Origin of the sequence: Paraburkholderia denitrificans, from assembly GCF_042655705.1 — a bacterium.
In the GTDB taxonomy this organism is placed as follows: Bacteria; Pseudomonadota; Gammaproteobacteria; order Burkholderiales; family Burkholderiaceae; genus Paraburkholderia; species Paraburkholderia denitrificans.
Genome location: NZ_JBHSMP010000017.1, coordinates 84,670 through 101,392, shown reverse-complemented (window position 1 = coordinate 101,392; position 16,723 = coordinate 84,670). Strand labels below are relative to the sequence as shown.

Below are 16,723 nucleotides of genomic sequence, written 5' to 3'. Positions count from 1 at the left end.
CGTTTAGAAGTCGGCGGTCAGCGTCGCCGAAATCAGACGCGGTGCGCCAAGGTAGTAAATCACCGTGCCGTTGCCGTTACCGGTTTGCAAGCTGGAAGGGTGGCGATACCGCTTGTCGAACAGGTTGCTGATGTTCATGCGAAGCGTCGGATTCTTCAGGAACGTGTTGCCGTTGAAGCGATAACCGGCATCGAGGTCAACCGTGGTGTACGACGGTACCGCTTCGTCGTTGGTTAGCGTCGCGAACTGGCGCCCTATGAACTTCGTCTGCGCACGCGCGTACCAGCGCTCGCGCGCGTACTGCGTGGACAGCGCCAGCAGCCAGTCCGGGTCCAGCGGGTACTTCTTGCCAGCGGTCGGCGCCGTGACCTTTTTCGACACGCGCACGTCTTCTTTGATCCGGCTGTGGTTATTCGTCACCGAGCCGTAGAGCGAGAACCCGTGGATCGGCGCCGTGCCCGCTTCAAGCTGGAAACCGACGTTACGGACCGCCCCCGCGTTCGTGTAGCTCGATTTTTGGGTGTTGGGGTCGTACGAATTGGCCTGACGATCCTGGTAGTCGACGTAAAACACCGAGCCCGACAGCATCCCCCAGTCCGTCTGGTAGCGCGCGCCGATATCGAAGATGTTCGAGGTTTCGGCCTTGACGTTGCCCGTCATGACCGCGTTGCCGCCAACGATCGACACGTTGCCGTTAGTCGGCGAAAACGCGAAGTTGGGCGGCGCACGGAAGTTGCGCGCGCCATTGGCATAGATCTGCAGCGCGTCGTTGATCGAGTAGCGAACGCCGAGTTGCGGCAAGAAGGCCGTGTAGCTTTTGTTGATGTTATACGTGCGCCAGTTGAGCGAATTCGGCTGAGAGGTTGGCGAGGCAAAGTCACCTTCGCTTGCGATGTTAGTGAAATCACGGCGAGCGGTCGGGATGCGGAAGCCGCCTTGTACATTCAGCTTGTCGGCCAGCATCGAAACGGAATCCTGGATGAAGAATTCCCACGCCGTGGTGACCGTGTTCCAGTTGCGCGACTGGAACGGGTCGCCGGTCGGGCCGGTAATCAAGCCGCTGTCGAGCCACACGTTGGACGAGGTGCCGTCTTCGTTGACGTGCACTGCCGGACCGGTCTGGCGGTGTACCGCGCGCTCGAACCACAGGCCGGCCTGGATCTGGTGATTGGCAAGCTGTTGGGTCACGGTGGCCGTAATACCTGGACGATCGGTGCGCGTGATGCGGCTGCTGGCGACGATTCTCGTGTCGAGCGTATCGCCGTCACCGTTGAGGTCGACCGAGCCACCGAGCTTTCCGGTATCCGGATTGACCGGCAGGAAACCGTTTTCCCACAGTCTTTGTTGTTGCCTGCCACCCGTGCCGTAGCCATACCAGTAGTACGGTTGCAGCTTGAGCTTCGTGGTCGGCGTCAGCCGGAACACGCCGGTGACCGACGCCAGCACGTTTTCGAACGGGTTGAGCGCGAGCTTGTAGTACGGCTGCTCGCCCTTTTTCAGTGCGCCCTCGTTCTGCGCGGTGCCGCTACCCGGCGGCAGGTGCCCGATGAAGGTCGGCGAGTAGTCGTAGTAGTAGCCGTACTCGTTCAGTTGCGCGAGCGACGGCGCCAGGAAGTTGTTGTTCAGAATGCGGTTGTAATTCAGCGTACCGGTGATGTAGTTCGCCTTGTCGAAGTCGAAGCGCACGCCGAAATCCACGTGATCGCGGTCGGCCTTGCCCAGCCCCTTCCACTTGTCGGCACTGCTGTGCGAGTACGACAGGAACACTTTGGCCATGTCGTTGGCGAAGCGGCCGGAATCGACCCGCACAAACGACCTCAGGAGGTTCAGGCCGCCGACGGTTTGCGCAAGGCGCAGACGATGCCTGTCTTCCGGTTCGCACGTCACGAGGCTGATGTTGCCGCCGCTCGCGCCGATGTGGGGCGCGTCGAGATCGGTCGCGCCTTGCGTGACCGACTGCGAGCAGATGTTCTCCATCTCGCCCAACTGCTGTGGGTAAACCTCGTAGCTACCCGAATCGTTGATCGGCGCGCCGTTGACCGTAAAACCGATCTGGTCGCTTTTGAAACCGCGCACGGACAGGCCGCCGCCGAACAGACCGGTGCCGTCGTGGCTGTAGGTCACAACACCCGGCAACATGTTCATCGACTGGAACGGATTGCCAGTCGGACGTTCCTTTTCGAACTCCGCGCGCGTAATGTTGCTGCGCGTTTTCGGCTCGTCGTCGCGGACGAGCAGGCCGTTACCGAGCTGGTCGCCTTCGCCGGTAATCGTGACGGTGCCGATATCCGAAGACGACTTGGCTGCCGGTTCGGCGGAGTTGGCCTCCTGTGCATGAGCGGCGGCGACTTCAAAAAGCAGGCTTACAGCAACGACGGTCACGCGCAGCGCGTGCACGCTCCGTCTGGAGCGAGAAGTAGCGTGGGTCACTTTGGTATGTCTAGCTTGATGGGAGTTGGTAATCGATGCTCATGCAAAAAACACGGGACGGTTGTCCCTTGAAATGAGCCTCGTCGAACGGCGGATACGACACGCCTTCAATCAGGCGTTTCGCTGCTGAGTCGAGCAACACCGAGCCTGAACTGGTGGCGATGCTCGATTCCTTGACGGCGCCGTCCCGACCGAGCGTCAGGCAAGCGCCAACAGTGCCGGCGGGCTTCTCGATCGACGCCTGGCGGCTCGTCGGGTAGCGCTTTCTCGACTCGATCAGCGCGCGTACACGCTTTTCGTAGTCCTGATCGGCATGGGGATTCTTTGGCGCCTCGCGCGCAGCGACACTCGGCTGGGCTTGCGCCATCTCCTGTTGCGCCGCGTCGATTGATGGTGCGGCAGGCGCCGTGACGGGCTCAAGCGTGCTCGCCTCCGTTGCCGTCGGCTCAGGCGCGGGCGTCGGTGTCCTTATTGGCTTCTGCGTCTGCTTCTGCGTCTGCGGCTTCTGCAATTGCGGCTTCGGTGGCGGCTGCTTCACCGGCTCGGGCGGACGCGTAACTTCAGGCGTTGACTGAATCGGCGTCGGCTTCGGCTCCGGCAGTTCGACAAGCGAAAGCTCGATCCTCTCCTCCGCCTTTTGCCCGGCTTCGGGCGGCTTCGGCGTCCAGCTGGGCAGTCCGGCCTGAAACAGCAGCGCGAGAATGACGGTCAGCCCAGCCGCGACTGAATCGCGCCGCGCGTACATGAGACGGTGCGTCGACATCGCGCATTACTCCGGCTTGCTGCGCGTGGCGATCGCGACCCTGGTGATGGACGCGTGCTTGAGCACGTCCATCACATCGATGACGCGTTGCATCGTGGCAGCCTCGTCCGTCTTGAGCGTCACGGTCGGCGTGCGATTGTCGCGGGCTTCGCCGCGCACAGCCTCGGCGAGCGCGGCGAGTGTCGTGTCGGCGCCGTTGACCTGCAACGGACCTTCGCGGGTCACCGTGACGACCAGAGGCTTCTCGGGATCGATGGAGGTAGAGGTCGACGACTGCGGCAGGTTGGTCTGTACGCCGCGCGCGGAAATCACGTTGATGCTAAGCAGTACAAAAAACACCAGCAGGAACATCATCACGTCGATCATCGGGATGATTTCCAGGCGGGCGCGACGCTGTTGAGGCTCTTCGAAGTGGATCACGACTGCTCCGGATTGGATGCAGCCCGCATTATTCGTTAGCTAAACGAAATATCCATGAAGCAGAAATGAAAGGACTGTGAAAGACAAGCAGCAGCGACGGGACAATCCCTATGCGCCCGGCACTTACCGGCACGCTTTTCGAAGGCGAGCACGAATATTTCGGAATTGAACGAATTCGTCATCGTTTCACTGCTTAATGAAATAGAAACGAATGCAGAATGCGATGCCATTGAAAGCCCTGGAGAAAACGCCCCATGCGCAAGCACCTGTCCTGCCTCGCCCTGCTGTTATGCAGCGCTGCGGCGCACTGCGCACAAGTCGATCCGTTCACGATCCCAGGCTTCGAACTGGTCCACAACGCGCCAGTGAACAGCAACGCGGACAGTCCGGATTTGCGCGACCCCGTCACCGTGTGGACCCGGATGTTCGACGAGGCCAGTAAGACAATCGACGTCGGGCAATTCTACGTAGCGGGCCAGCCGGGCAGCCAGCTGGACAAGGTGCTGGAGAGCCTCGAAGCCGCCGGCAGACGCGGCGTGAAGATTCGCTTTCTGATGGACGAGAAGGGTTTGAAGATATCCGATGCGCCGACGCTCGCGCGGATCCGGAACATTCCGAACCTGGCATTCCGCACGATGGACTTCGGCAGGCTGAGCGGCGGGATCATCCACGCGAAGTATTTCGTGGTTGACCGGCGTACGGCGTTCCTCGGCAGCCAGAACTTCGACTGGCGTGCGCTGGAACACATCGACGAAACGGGCTTGCGAATCGGCGATCCCGTGACGGTGCGCCAGATCTCGGCGATCTTCGAGCAGGACTGGAAGGCGCAGGAGGCGTTCGCGGCAGGACGCGTTCCGCCGCGCCCGACAGCCGCTCGCAGCGGCGCGTGCGAAAGCCGCGCATCGTTCCTCGTGGCGAGTCCGGCTGCCTACAACCCCGCGTGCGTGGCGGATTCCGGGAAGGTTCTGCCGCAACTCATCGGTTCGGCAAAGCGCTCGATCCAGGTGCAGGTGATGACCTATGCGCCGCTCGAATACAGCGAGACGCGCAAGCGCGTGTACTACCCCGTGATCGACACGGCGTTGCGAGCCGCAGCCACGCGCGGCGTACGCGTACAACTTCTGGTTGCAAACTGGAATCTGAAAAAGCCCGACGTCAGTTATCTGAAGAGTCTCGCGCTCGTGCCGAATGTCGAGGTGCGGTTTGTTACCGTGCCGCCCGCGGCGAGTGGGTTCATTCCGTATGCGCGCGTCGTCCACAGCAAGATCATGTCGATCGACGACGAAATCGCCTGGGTGGGGACGAGCAACTGGAGCGGCGGTTATCTCGACAACTCGCGAAACCTCGAAGTCGTGATGCGTGATCCGAAGATGGCGCAGCGTGTACGCGAACTGCAGCAGGTGTGGTGGAATTCGCCGCATACGTCACCCATTGACGTGGCGCGCGATTATCCGGCGCCGCATCCCGCCGAGCCCTGAAAAGCGCCGCAGGAAACGTGCTCCGCAGCGCAACTCTCCCCAAAGGCCGAACGGTCGTGCCGTCGCCCCAGCCTTTTGCGGCCCTGAACTTTCCTCCGAAGACCGCGCCCGCGCGCAGCAACCATATCGATATGCAGAGGAAGTAGAAGCCGCGAACGCGCCGACTTGCTACCATCGCGTCATGCGGCCCCGTTCCTGCGCCTGGGGGCCAGCGCCGCCATTGACGCCACCATGATTGCTCCGACCATTTCCGAGCTTGTCGCCCGCGCGACCGAATACCCGTTTCTTGCCGACCATCTCGCGATGGGAACAGGCCCGCACGCGGCCCAGGCCGTCGCGACGTGCCACGGCATCGAACTGCTCTCGGCCTATGAGCCGATCTACGACATTTCCGTGCACAGCGGCGTGCAATCGCTGACGGCCGATCTCGCCAAGGCGTCGCGCTTCGGCGACGAACTGGGCTTCCAGGCCGTGACGCTGCGCGAGGAGAACGGCGGCACCGTGCCGTTCGACCCGTTCGAGGACTCGCGCGACGACCAGGAACTCGTCGCGCTCGACCGCATGGTGCGCGCGCTGCACACGATCAACTTCCTCGGCGCGCAGCAGCACGGGCTGCTATTCCTGCGCGTCCATGAGCGGCTGCTGAAAAGCGTGAAATACGACCACGGACACCATTTTTCGAACGTGCTCGTGTCGTTCGGGCTCAACCCCGGGCGCATCGTGATCGAATTGCCGGCTTCGGCAGTCGCGCACCGGACGTTCGTCGGCTACCTGACGAAAAGCTATCAGCGCTATGGGTTCAAAGTGGCGGGCAACCTGCCGAACGCCGGGCAGATCCTGTCGATCTCCGATATGGCGCGGCTCGATTTCGTGAAGATGGACGCGCGCGCGGCGCTGCGCGATTCAATGGTCAAGCCGCTCGTGAGCTACGCGGCGCGGCTGCGTATTCCGCTCATTTTCAACCGCGTCGCGGATGCCGCGCAGTTCGAGCAGTTGCTGCAATACGACGTGCGGTTCGTGCAAGGGCCCGTGTTCGCGGCCGGGAATCAGACGGTGTGAGGTGGCGCGCGGGCGGTATTGCACCGCCGCGATTGGCGTCCGGCGGCGAGCCTGCTCAGAGGCTCAGAGGCTCACCGGCTTAGAGGCTCACCGGCTCCTGCTCCAGCGCCACGCCGAAGCGCGCCGCGACGTCGCGCTGGATCGCCTGCGCGAGTTCGAGAATATCGGCGCCGGTCGCGCCGCCCCGGTTCACGAGCACCAGCGCCTGGCGGTCGTGAACGGCCGCCGCGCGCAGCGCGCGGCCTTTCCAGCCGCACTGGTCGATCAGCCAGCCCGCTGCCAGCTTCACGCGCCCGTCCGCCTGCCGGTACGAGACGATTTGCGGCTCGCGTGCGAAAAGCGCGTCGAACTGCGGCGCATCGATCACCGGATTCTTGAAGAAGCTTCCCGCGTTGCCGATGAGCAGCGGGTCCGGCAGCTTCGCGCGCCGCACCGCCACCACGGCGTCGTAGATGGCGCGCGCATCGGGTGCGCCATCGGCGCCGCGCTCGGCGAGCGCGCGCGACAGATCCGCATAACCGGCGTTCGGCTGCCACGCCTTGGGCAGCCGGAACGTCACCGACGTAATCACGTAGCGATTGCGCCCTTCGCGCTTGAAAAAGCTGTCGCGGTAGCCGAACGCGCAGTCTTCGGCGTCGAATTCGGTCACCGCGCCCGTCGCCGTCTCGATTGCGCGCACCGACGCGCAGCGATCGGCAATTTCGAGCCCATAGGCGCCGATGTTCTGGATCGGCGCCGCGCCCACCGTGCCCGGAATCAGCGCGAGGTTTTCGAGGCCCGGCATGCCCGCTTCGAGTGTCCACGAAACGAACTCGTGCCAGCTCTCGCCCGCTGCGGCCTCGACATACCAGGCGTCGGCGTCCTCGCGCACCACGCGGCGGCCATGCAGCGCCATGAGCAGTACGAGGCCGTCGTAGTCGCGCGTGAGCACCACGTTGCTGCCGCCACCGAGCACGAGCATCGGCAGCCCCGCCGCGCGCGGGTCGCGTACGGCTTCGATCAGGTCCGCTTCGCTGTCGATGCGGCAGGCAAGGCGCGCGCGCACGTCGAAACCGAACGTGTTGTGCGCGCGCAGCGCATATCCGGCGGCGAACCAGACGGTGGACAAATCGACGGTGATCGGGTCAGGGGCGGACATCGCAGCCAACGGAGAAGCGGACAAGACGGACAAAAACGGATGACACGGGACGAAAACGGACAACCCAGGACAAAAAGCGGACTGCACCGGCAGGACGGATCGGGCCTCTATCCAGGTCGACAAGCAGGCTAACAACCAGGCCGACAACCGGACCAACACCCGGGCCAACACCCGCTCACGCGCCCGCGGCCGCGCGGCCTTGGGCAAACGCAATGGCGCCGGTAGAATGGCGTCGGTCCGTGATTATAGCGAGTGTGCGGCGCGGCGCCCGTCTGGATGGCCGCCGCCCGCAGCTACAGCACCCGCACTACTGGGAGAAAGCAATGCCATCGTTTGACGTCGTCAGCGAAGCCAACATGATCGAAGTGAAGAACGCCATCGAGCAATCCAACAAGGAGATCTCGACGCGCTTCGACTTCAAGGGCTCGGATGCGCGTGTCGAGCAAAAGGAGCGCGAGCTGACCGCGTTCGCCGACGACGATTTCAAGCTCGGTCAGGTAAAGGACGTGCTGCTCTCGAAGATGGCCAAGCGCAACGTGGACGTGCGCTTCCTCGACTACGGCAAGATCGAGAAGATCGGCGGCGACAAGCTCAAGCAGGTCATCACCGTCAAAAAGGGCGTGTCGGGCGATCTCGCCAAGAAGATCGTCAGGCTCGTCAAGGACAGCAAGATCAAGGTCCAGGCGAGCATCCAGGGCGACGCCGTGCGCGTGACCGGCACGAAGCGCGACGATCTGCAAAGCGTGATCGCCATGCTGCGCAAGGATGTCACCGACACCCCGCTCGACTTCAACAACTTCCGCGACTGACCGGACTGATCGCACAGGCGAAATGCATACGCTGAAGGCACGCGCTACGGTTGCCGCGCCTTCGCCGCTCGCGACCTCTCGCGACGTGCGAATCCGGCAATCATTGTCCCGATGTTGTGCCGCTCGCCAGGCGGTCGCAGCGCGTAAAGACGCGTGCTTGCGGCGGAAAAAGCAGGAAAGTAACCCTACTGCCCCAAAAAAAGCACTTGACGCGCCACTGGACACCGGGTACCGTCACCGGGCAAAATCGCCAAAATGCTTGATTGCTCATCTTTTGTCGCTTCATGCGACTCTCGTTGACCTCTTCTTTTTTGATTTTTCATTCGCCTTCTTTTCTGGGGCGTGAATTTTTGTTCGTCTGTTTAAGGATTTACTAGTGGAAACCGGTACTGTTAAGTGGTTCAACGATAGCAAGGGCTTTGGCTTCATCACCCCGGACAAGGGCGGCGACGACCTGTTCGCCCACTTCTCCGAAGTGAAGGGCACGGGCTTCAAGACGCTGGCCGAAGGCCAGAAGGTCAGCTACGAAACGAAGCGCGGCCCGAAGGGTCTGCAAGCTTCGAACATCACGCCGCTGTAAAGCTGTCTGATGGCGTCCGCCCGTTGGGGCGGAGCGATTCTCTTGCCTTGCCGTGGCGCTCGCGCGCCACGGCAAGGCATTCCTCTTTTCTGGCATTCCTGTTTGTGCCGCACCTGCTGTTGAAAGGTGTGGTGTTCGTGGTTTGTCTCGTCTTCGCGTCTATCGGTCGATATCGGGTTCGCGCCAGCTGGCTCAGAACCGGATGCAGATCGACGGCGTCACTCAGGCGTAGTCCCCGGAAAATCCGCAGCTCTTCTGGATTGCCGGAGTTCGCCGCCCCGAAACATCGTTGTTCCCTGGCCCGGTTCGCGCCCATGCGCTTTCGCGCGCATAAGCGAAACAGGCGAATTGCGCCGGACAACGCTCTACATCACCCTGCGCGAAAGCGATGCAGTGACCGGCCGTATACGCCGACGCCTTGCATCGACGCGACACGACGCTCTTTGGAGGCATTGATTTGGCAAAGGAAGAACTGCTGGAACTCGACGGAGTCGTCGACGAAGTGCTGCCCGACAGCAAATACCGCGTCACGCTCGAGAACGGCGTGGTGGTCAGTGCGTATGCATCGGGCCGCATGCGCAAGAATCACATTCGCATTCTCGCCGGCGACCGGGTCACGCTGGAGTTGTCGGTCTACGATCTGACGAAAGGACGGATCAACTTCCGCCACAAGGACGAGCGCGCGCCGAGTGGACAACCGCGAACCGGCACGTACCGCCGATAAGCGTGCAGCGGTCCTGAACGCACGCGTTGGCTTCTGCTCGCCGCGATTGAGTGGCGATTGAGCAACGACTAAGCGAAAACTGAGCGGAAACTAAGCCGCCCCGCGAGGCGGCGCGCTGTGGCGTGCGAGAAACCGGTCGAGCTGGCCCGCAAACGCCTTGCTGTCACGCGCACTGAAGGGCGTCGGCCCGCCCGTTTCGACGCCCGAATTGCGCAGTTGCTCCATGACGTCGCGCATGGTCAGGCGCTCGCGGATATTGTCAGGCGTGAACCAGTTTCCGCGCGGATCGAGCGCGTGTCCGCCGCGCTCGATTACCGCAGCGGCGAGCGGGATATCCGCGGTAATCACCAGGTCGCCCGATGCGACAAGTTCCACGATGCGCGCATCGGCTGCATCGAAACCCGCAGGCACCTGGATCGACTTGATAAACGGAGACGGCGGCGTGCGCAAAAACTGGTTGGCAACCAGCGTCACGCGCACTTCGGCACGCCGCGCGGCCCGGAACAACATGTCTTTGATGACGGCAGGACAGGCGTCGGCGTCGACCAGCACTTGCATGAAGATCATCCCAGTACGTTAGGCCGCGATCATATACCAGGCGCTTGCCGGGATGCCGGGCGACGCCACGGATCTTTCCCGCGCGACTTCGCGAGCGGACGTCCGGTTTTCCGCGTTTTTGTTCAAGCAGCCGATGTCCCGGCCGCAATCGCTTCTTTGATCACCGCCAGCTGTCCGGCACGACGCCGTCGTGGTCGCATGCGAACATGCGACCGGTCTTCCCAAGCCCGGGCGGGATCTCGTCGAAGACAAGCAGCGCGCCGTTCCGCCTGCGCCGCTCCGCTCAGTCGAGCTTGAACTGTCCCACCGAATCGGCGAGATTCGCGGCCTGGCCGCGCAGCGCGGCGGCCGCCGCCGTCGATTCTTCGACGAGCGACGCGTTGTGCGTCACCATCTCGTCGAGCTGGTTCACCGCGCGATTCACCTCCTCGATGCCGCGCGTCTGCTCGGCTGCCGCGCCCGTCACTTCGGAGATGATGCTCGTGACGTTCGCGACGTTGCGCAGGATTTCGTCCATCGTGTCGCCCGCATCGTGCACGAGTTGCGAGCCCGACTTCACGCTCGCCACCGTCGATTCGATCAGTTCCTTGATTTCTCGCGCGGCCTGCGCGCTGCGCTGCGCGAGGCTGCGCACCTCGCCCGCCACGACCGCGAAGCCGCGGCCCTGCTCGCCCGCGCGCGCCGCTTCCACCGCCGCGTTGAGCGCGAGGATGTTGGTCTGGAACGCGATGCCGTCGATCACGCCGATGATGTCGGCGATCTTCACCGATGCCTCTTCGATGGCGTCCATCGTGCGCACGACGTCGCCGATCACCACGCCGCCGCGCGACGCCGCCTGCGACGCCGACGCCACCGTCACGTCCGCCTGCCGCGCCGCGTTGGCCGACTGCGCGAGCGTCGAGGTGATCTGCTCCATCGACGCGGCCGTCTGCTGCAGGTTCGACGCCGCCGATTCGGTGCGGCTCGACAAATCGATGTTGCCCGCGGCGATCTCGTCGCTCGCGGTGCGCACCGACTCGCTCGCATCGCGGATCTGGCGCATCACCAGGCGCATCTTGTCCATGAATGCGTTGAACGAGCGCGCAATCTGCGCGACTTCATCGTTGCCCTCGTCGGGCAGGCGATGCGTGAGATCGCCCTCGCCCGCGCCGATACCGTCCATCGCATCGCGCACGTTCGAGAGCCGCTTGAAGGTCACCGACGTCGCCGCCACCACCACCGCGGCCGCCACCACCGCGATCACGACGAGCGCGATCAGCGAAGCGGTCAGCAGCGACCGCATGTCCGCTGTCGCATCCGTGCGGTCGAGCGCGACGATCACGTGCCAGTCGGTGCCCGCGACGGGCTGTGCGCGCATCAGCTTGACGCTGCCGCCCGCGTCCACGGCCAGCGGGTCCGTCGAGGCGAAGAGCGCGGCGAGGCGATCGCCGGTCAGTTCGGACGCGACGTCCGAGATGGGCTTGAGCGTGAGCTTCTCGTCCGGGTGCGCGACGATCTGGCCCGTGCTGTCGACGAGCATGCCGAAGCTGTTCGGCGTCGGGCGGATCGAGCGCACGTTTGCAATCACGCTGTCCATCGTCACGTCGCCCGCGACGACGGCCTTCACCGCGCCGTCACGAATCACGGGCACGGCGAACGTCACCACGAGCTTGCCGGTGGCGGCATCGACGTACGGCGCCGTCACGACGCCCTTGCCTGCCGCGACGGCCTGCTTGTACCAGGGGCGCCCGGTCGGGTCGTAATCGGGCGGAATGCCGGTCGGATCGGAGAACTTCGAGGTCTTGTCCGCGAAGCCGGCGTAGACGTTCATGAAGCCGCCCGCCAGCGCAACCTGCTTGAGCGCGGGAAGGGGATCCCCGGCCAGCACGGCGTCCTGCAGCGAGTCGATCATCTGCGCGTGTAAAGCGACCCAGCCGCCGATACCGGAAGCCTCGCTGCCCTCGACTGCCGAAAGCGTGCTGTTCACCGCACTTGTGTTGTACGAGCTGGCGACGAAGTATTCGAGGGCCGTATTCACGCCGAGCGCAACGACGACAATGGCGGCGGCGAGCGCGACGATGCGCGCGCGGAGGGTGGAAAGCATGGGGAAGTCGGCTCCTGCAAAAAGCGAGTTGGCCGCCAGGAATGGTCTGGGCCATGCCTCGGGTTTACGGCACCCCCCACGGCAAACTTGAGCCTCATCAATAAACGGCGCGCGAATCCACGAATCCACGAATCCACGAATCGGCCGAAATGGACCGAACGGACGAAACAGACGAAGCAGGCGGGGTGTAAAGCGGCGGGCAGCGGCGCGGATGCCGCTGTGAATGACGAAGCGGGCACGCAGGCCCGCTCTTGCTGCAAAACCGGCTTATCGGCCGGCTTGTTGATCTGCTTATTGACCGGCTTATTGACCGGCTTATTGGCCAGATTCGGCGGTTTTCTTCTTGTCGCCGATGCGGCTTTCGGTGCCCGCGATCAGCTTCGAAATATTCGAGCGGTGGCGCCAGAACAGCAGCAAGCTCATGCCGAGAACCGCGAGCGCGATGACATTCGGGCCGAACATGAAGACGTCGTAGAGCGGCGCGAACACGGCTGCGGCGAGCGCCGCGAGCGACGAGTAGCGGAAGAAGAACGCAACGATGAGCCAGGTGAGCACCGTCGCCCCGCCGAGCACGGGATGGATCGCAAGCAGCACGCCCGCGGCGGTGGCCACGCCCTTGCCGCCCTGGAAGCGGAAGAACACCGGATAGAGATGGCCGAGGAACACGGCGATGGCGGCGAGCGCGATCGCTGCGTCGCCGAGACCGAAGCGCGGGCCGTAGTGCGCGACGAGCCACACCGCCAGCCAGCCCTTGAAGGCGTCGCCGAGCAGCGTGAGGATCGCGGCCTTCTTGTTGCCGCTGCGCAGGACATTGGTCGCGCCGGGATTACCGGAGCCGTAGGAGCGCGGATCGGCGAGGCCCATCGAGGCGCTCACGACCACGGCAAACGAAACCGAGCCGATCAGATAGGCCAGAACGGCGACGAACAAGTTGTACATGCACGAGACCCGGTGGAGGTTGAACGTGGCGCGCGGCGCGGCCATCGTGGCCGCGCCGGATGCGCGAGGCCGCCCATTCTACCGAAGCGCGCGGTGCGCGCGAACCCGGGAACCTGCCGAGGCGCGCGCTACAGCCTCCGCCCGCGCGCCGTTACTCGACGTTAGTCAACGCTACTCGACGCTCGCGCACTGCACGGGCTTCGCGCCGAGCAGTTCGACGAGCACGGCGGGCGCGAGGCTCACGAGATAGCCGCGGCGTCCACCGTTGAGCCAGATGGCGTCAAGTTCGAGGATCGACGATTCGACGTAGACCGGCATCGTTTTCTTCGTGCCGAACGGCGACGTGCCGCCGACGAGATATCCGGAATGCCGGTTCGCGACTTCAGGCTTGCAGGGCTCGATGCGCTTCGCGCCGATCTGGCGCGCGAGATTCTTCGTCGATACCGTGCGGTCGCCGTGCATCAGCACGATCAGCGGCTTCGCGTGCTCATCTTCCATCACGAGCGTCTTGACGACGCGGTGCTCGTCCACGCCAAGCTGACGCGCCGATTCGGATGTGCCGCCATGCTCGACGTATTCGTAGGGATGTTCGCCAAAGGCGACGCCCGCGCGGCGCAGCATCTGCGTGGCGGGCGTTTCGGAGACGTGTTTCGATTTGCTCATCGGCGCATTGTAATGCGCACGCGTGCAGGGCTGCATCGATGCAGGGCTACATCGATGCGGGGACGGCGCGTCGCCGCGTCGCCGCGTTGCCGAGCCGCCGCGTCACGTTACCCGCGCGGATGGTGTTTCGCGTGCAGCAGCTTGAGGCGCTCGCGCGCGACGTGCGTGTAGATCTGCGTCGTCGAGATGTCGCTGTGGCCAAGCAGCAACTGCACGACGCGCAGATCCGCGCCGTGATTGAGCAGGTGCGTCGCGAACGCGTGGCGCAGCGTATGCGGCGAGAGCGGCGCATGCACGTCCGCCGCCGCCGCGTGGCGCTTGATGATGTGCCAGAACTGCTGGCGCGTCATGCCCTGCGCGCGCGCGGTCACGAACAGCGCGTCGGCCGTGCGCGCGCCGAGCAGCACGGGCCGCGCCTCGCGCAGATAGCGCTCGATCCACGCATGCGCCTCCTCGCCGAACGGAATCAGCCGCTCTTTCGCGCCCTTGCCGAGCACGCGCACGACGCCTTCGTTCAGCCCGACCTCGACGGTCTTCAGCGTCACGAGTTCGGTCACGCGCAGGCCGCTCGCGTACATCAGTTCGAGCATCGTGCGATCGCGCAGGCCAAGCGGCGTCGTGACGTCGGCGGCGCCGAGCAGCGCCTCGACCTGCGCCTCACTGAGCGTCGAGGGAAACCGAGGCGGCTGTTTCGCCGAGCGGATGCGCACGGTCGGATCGGCATGCACGCGCTGCTCGCGCAGCGCCCAGCCGTAGTAGCGGCGAAAGACCGAAAGCCGCCGGTTCGCCGACGTCGATTTGTCTTCCTTGCGGCGCGCGCTGTACGCAAAGAGATCGTCTTCGCGCGCGGTATCGAGCGTGCCCGCGCGCGCGCTCGCGAGCCACTCGGCGAACAGGCGCAGATCGCGCCGGTACGCATCGAGCGTGTTGCGCGAGAGGCCGTGTTCGAGCCACAGCGCGTCGCAAAACGTGTCGATGCACAGGAGGCTCGTGTTGAGCGCGGCGGAAGCTTCGGGCGTCGAGGTGTCGGCTGTATCGGCAGCGGCCCCGGTTGCCAGCGCGTCGGCCTGCGGGTTCGCACCGGTCATCGGATCGACGTGCCTTCGTGTGCGAGCAGCCAGCGCTTCACGTTGCGGAAAAACCCGTCGCCGCCGTGATGCGCGAAGCCGCCGATGCCGCTCGCGGACACCACGCGGTGACACGGGATCACGAGCGGAAAAGGATTCGAGCCGCACGCCTGACCGACCGCGCGCGCCGACTCGCTGCCGATGCGCCTGCCCAGTTCGCCATAGGTGAGCACCGCGCCCGGCCCGATCGCGCAGATGCCGTGCCACACGCGCCGCTGGAACGGCGTGCCGAGTGCGGCGAGCGGCAAGTCGAAGCCCGCGGACGCGTCCTCGAAATAGCGCACGATCTGCGCGGCCGTGCGCGCCGCGAGCGCGCAGTCGGGCGCATAGTTCGCGGCCGTTTCGGGCAGATAGACGATCTCGCGCACCGTCGCACCGCCGGTGCGGATGCCGACCTTGCCGAACGGTGCGTCGATTACTGCATTAAACATGCTTGCCTCCGTCTGCGCCGCGGCGCGGGTGCAGCGCGCGGCTCGTTCGCCACTTCGTTTTCGCTGCGTTGTGTAATCTACGCCGCCTCGAGCGCCCACTGCACATGCTCGCGCACGAGTTCCGATTCGTCGTGCTCGCGCGCCCGCAGCGCCGCGACGATGGCCGCGCGTGCTTCGGCGTCGAGTGGCTTGTCCGCGCGCAACACGCCCTCGTGCTGCCCGGCGGGGACGCGCGGCGCACGCAACGCGTTGCCCATTCCGACCGCGATATTGCGCAACCAGCACTCATAGCCGATGCGGCGAATCGGGCTGCCCTGCATGCGCTCGTCGAATTCTTTGGCGCTCCAGGCGAACAACTCGACGAGTGTCGCGCGATCGAGTCCGTGCCGCACGTCGAAATCGGCGACGGGTGCGGCCTGCGCAAACTTGTTCCACGGACACACGAGCTGGCAGTCGTCGCAGCCATACACACGATTGCCGATCAGCTCGCGCATTTCCAGGGGAATACTGCCCCTCAATTCGATCGTCAGATACGAAATGCAGCGCCGCGCGTCCATGCGATACGGCGCTGTAATCGCACCGGTCGGGCACGCGGTGATGCAGCGCGTGCAACTGCCGCAATGCGCGCCCGCCGTTTCCTTCGCGGGCCCGGACGTCGTTGCGGCTTTGTCGTCCGCTTTGTCGTTCGCTTCGTCGTCCGCTTGGTCATCGACGGGCAGCGGCACGTCGACATAGAGCTCGCCGAGGAAAAAGAGCGAGCCCGCGTCGCGCTGCAGGAGCAGCGTGTGCTTGCCGCGCCAGCCCACGCCCGCCTTTTGCGCGAGTTCGACTTCGAGCACCGGCGCCGAATCGGTGAACACGCGATGCCCGTACGATCCGATCTCGCCCTCGATACGCTCCGCAAGCTGCTGCAAGCGCGCGCGCAGCACCTTGTGATAGTCGCGGCCACGCGCGTAGACCGACACGACAGCGGCCTGCGGATCGGCGAGCCGAGCGCGCTCGCGTGCGCGCCAGTCGCCGTGTGTGGTCTGCACGGTTTGTGCGGTCTGGACTGAATCTTGCGTCCCGCTTGCAGCCGCCGACGCGCCTGCGCTGGCCGCGTCGGGCGAGAGCGCCGCCGCCGGCAAATAAGACATCCGCACGGTAATCACGCGTCGCGTACCGGCCACAAGCTCGGCTGGCCGCGCACGTTTCATGTCATGTTTGGCCATATAATCCATTTCGCCGTGGCAGCCCGCTTCGAGCCACGCGGCGAGGCCCGCTTCGGCATGCGACAGATCCGTGTCGCTGATGCCGATCGCACCGAACCCCAGTTCGCGTCCCCATGTCCGGATGCGCGTCGCAAGCGCGGCAAGCGCCGCTGCATCGAGCGGCGCCGAAGACGATGAATGCGGCAAAGCACTCGCGTGCGCTTCGCACGACGACGCTGCAGCATCTGCCGCGCCGGATGAAGGATCTGCCGCGTCCGTGAAGCCGGGCGCGGAGTCTGAAGAGGAAGGCTGAGGACTGCGGTTCATCACG

The 16,723-nt window shown here is 64.5% G+C and carries 16 protein-coding genes and 1 pseudogene; 5 read left to right on the top strand and 12 right to left on the bottom strand.

Annotation, left to right across the window (positions count from 1 at the left end):
* Nucleotides 1-3: 3 nt before the first annotated feature.
* The 3 genes from ACFPTO_RS15015 to ACFPTO_RS15005 are packed head-to-tail and all read right to left on the bottom strand — an operon-like array spanning nt 4 to nt 3,613.
* Nucleotides 4-2,382 (bottom strand): TonB-dependent receptor, encoded by a 2,379-nt coding sequence (locus ACFPTO_RS15015; RefSeq protein WP_377712280.1) that lies wholly within the window; start codon nt 2,380-2,382, stop codon nt 4-6.
* Nucleotides 2,383-2,440: 58 nt separating this feature from the next.
* A complete protein-coding gene (locus tag ACFPTO_RS15010) occupies nt 2,441-3,193 on the bottom strand; it encodes an energy transducer TonB (protein ID WP_377712278.1) in 753 nt (250 codons plus the stop codon).
* Nucleotides 3,194-3,199: 6 nt separating this feature from the next.
* Nucleotides 3,200-3,613: an ExbD/TolR family protein gene (locus ACFPTO_RS15005; RefSeq protein WP_377712276.1), complete on the bottom strand. Its 414-nt coding sequence runs from the start codon at nt 3,611-3,613 to the stop codon at nt 3,200-3,202.
* A gap of 254 nt (nt 3,614-3,867) precedes the next feature.
* Here ACFPTO_RS15005 and ACFPTO_RS15000 point away from each other — a divergent pair, with 254 nt between their 5' ends.
* Both ACFPTO_RS15000 and ACFPTO_RS14995 read left to right on the top strand, forming a co-directional pair.
* The gene (locus tag ACFPTO_RS15000; protein ID WP_377712274.1) at nt 3,868-5,091 is read left to right on the top strand and encodes a phospholipase D-like domain-containing protein; all 1,224 of its coding nucleotides are present in this window, start codon (nt 3,868-3,870) and stop codon (nt 5,089-5,091) included.
* A gap of 231 nt (nt 5,092-5,322) precedes the next feature.
* Nucleotides 5,323-6,150: an EAL domain-containing protein gene (locus ACFPTO_RS14995; protein WP_377712272.1), complete on the top strand. Its 828-nt coding sequence runs from the start codon at nt 5,323-5,325 to the stop codon at nt 6,148-6,150.
* Between the two features lie 79 nt (nt 6,151-6,229).
* On the opposite strand, the gene murB is transcribed toward ACFPTO_RS14995, so the two are convergent.
* Complete coding sequence (murB, locus tag ACFPTO_RS14990; RefSeq protein ID WP_377712270.1) at nt 6,230-7,288, bottom strand: UDP-N-acetylmuramate dehydrogenase; 1,059 nt, start codon at nt 7,286-7,288, stop codon at nt 6,230-6,232.
* A gap of 323 nt (nt 7,289-7,611) precedes the next feature.
* Here murB and ACFPTO_RS14985 point away from each other — a divergent pair, with 323 nt between their 5' ends.
* From ACFPTO_RS14985 to infA, 3 genes are all read left to right on the top strand, one after another.
* Nucleotides 7,612-8,097, top strand: a complete 486-nt coding sequence (locus ACFPTO_RS14985; protein WP_377712268.1) for a YajQ family cyclic di-GMP-binding protein — start codon at nt 7,612-7,614, stop codon at nt 8,095-8,097.
* Between the two features lie 376 nt (nt 8,098-8,473).
* Nucleotides 8,474-8,677: a cold-shock protein gene (locus ACFPTO_RS14980; protein WP_293036946.1), complete on the top strand. Its 204-nt coding sequence runs from the start codon at nt 8,474-8,476 to the stop codon at nt 8,675-8,677.
* 457 nt (nt 8,678-9,134) lie between these two features.
* Nucleotides 9,135-9,401, top strand: a complete 267-nt coding sequence (gene infA, locus ACFPTO_RS14975; RefSeq protein ID WP_296652404.1) for a translation initiation factor IF-1 — start codon at nt 9,135-9,137, stop codon at nt 9,399-9,401.
* Between the two features lie 90 nt (nt 9,402-9,491).
* Here infA and ACFPTO_RS14970 read toward each other — a convergent pair whose 3' ends face one another.
* The 8 genes and pseudogenes from ACFPTO_RS14970 to queG all read right to left on the bottom strand — a co-directional run bounded on the left by ACFPTO_RS14970 (nt 9,492) and on the right by queG (nt 16,719).
* On the bottom strand, nt 9,492-9,959 hold the full coding sequence (locus ACFPTO_RS14970) for a YaiI/YqxD family protein (protein WP_377712265.1): 468 nt from the start codon (nt 9,957-9,959) through the stop codon (nt 9,492-9,494).
* Between the two features lie 160 nt (nt 9,960-10,119).
* Nucleotides 10,120-10,218, bottom strand: a pseudogene (locus ACFPTO_RS14965) (aminotransferase class III-fold pyridoxal phosphate-dependent enzyme); the annotation flags it as partial.
* Nucleotides 10,219-10,242: 24 nt separating this feature from the next.
* Nucleotides 10,243-12,042 (bottom strand): methyl-accepting chemotaxis protein, encoded by a 1,800-nt coding sequence (locus ACFPTO_RS14960; RefSeq protein WP_377712263.1) that lies wholly within the window; start codon nt 12,040-12,042, stop codon nt 10,243-10,245.
* A 315-nt stretch (nt 12,043-12,357) separates the two neighbouring features.
* Entirely contained in the window at nt 12,358-12,981 is a 624-nt protein-coding gene (gene plsY, locus ACFPTO_RS14955) for a glycerol-3-phosphate 1-O-acyltransferase PlsY (RefSeq protein WP_377712261.1), read from the bottom strand.
* 171 nt (nt 12,982-13,152) lie between these two features.
* On the bottom strand, nt 13,153-13,644 hold the full coding sequence (gene ybaK, locus ACFPTO_RS14950) for a Cys-tRNA(Pro) deacylase (RefSeq protein ID WP_377712259.1): 492 nt from the start codon (nt 13,642-13,644) through the stop codon (nt 13,153-13,155).
* Between the two features lie 107 nt (nt 13,645-13,751).
* A complete protein-coding gene (gene xerD / locus ACFPTO_RS14945) occupies nt 13,752-14,732 on the bottom strand; it encodes a site-specific tyrosine recombinase XerD (protein WP_377712257.1) in 981 nt (326 codons plus the stop codon).
* On the bottom strand, nt 14,729-15,202 hold the full coding sequence (locus ACFPTO_RS14940) for a methylated-DNA--[protein]-cysteine S-methyltransferase (RefSeq protein ID WP_377712255.1): 474 nt from the start codon (nt 15,200-15,202) through the stop codon (nt 14,729-14,731). The genes xerD and ACFPTO_RS14940 overlap by 4 nt, the downstream gene beginning before the upstream one ends.
* 77 nt (nt 15,203-15,279) lie before the next feature.
* A complete protein-coding gene (gene queG, locus ACFPTO_RS14935) occupies nt 15,280-16,719 on the bottom strand; it encodes a tRNA epoxyqueuosine(34) reductase QueG (RefSeq protein WP_377712253.1) in 1,440 nt (479 codons plus the stop codon).
* Nucleotides 16,720-16,723: the final 4 nt, after the last annotated feature.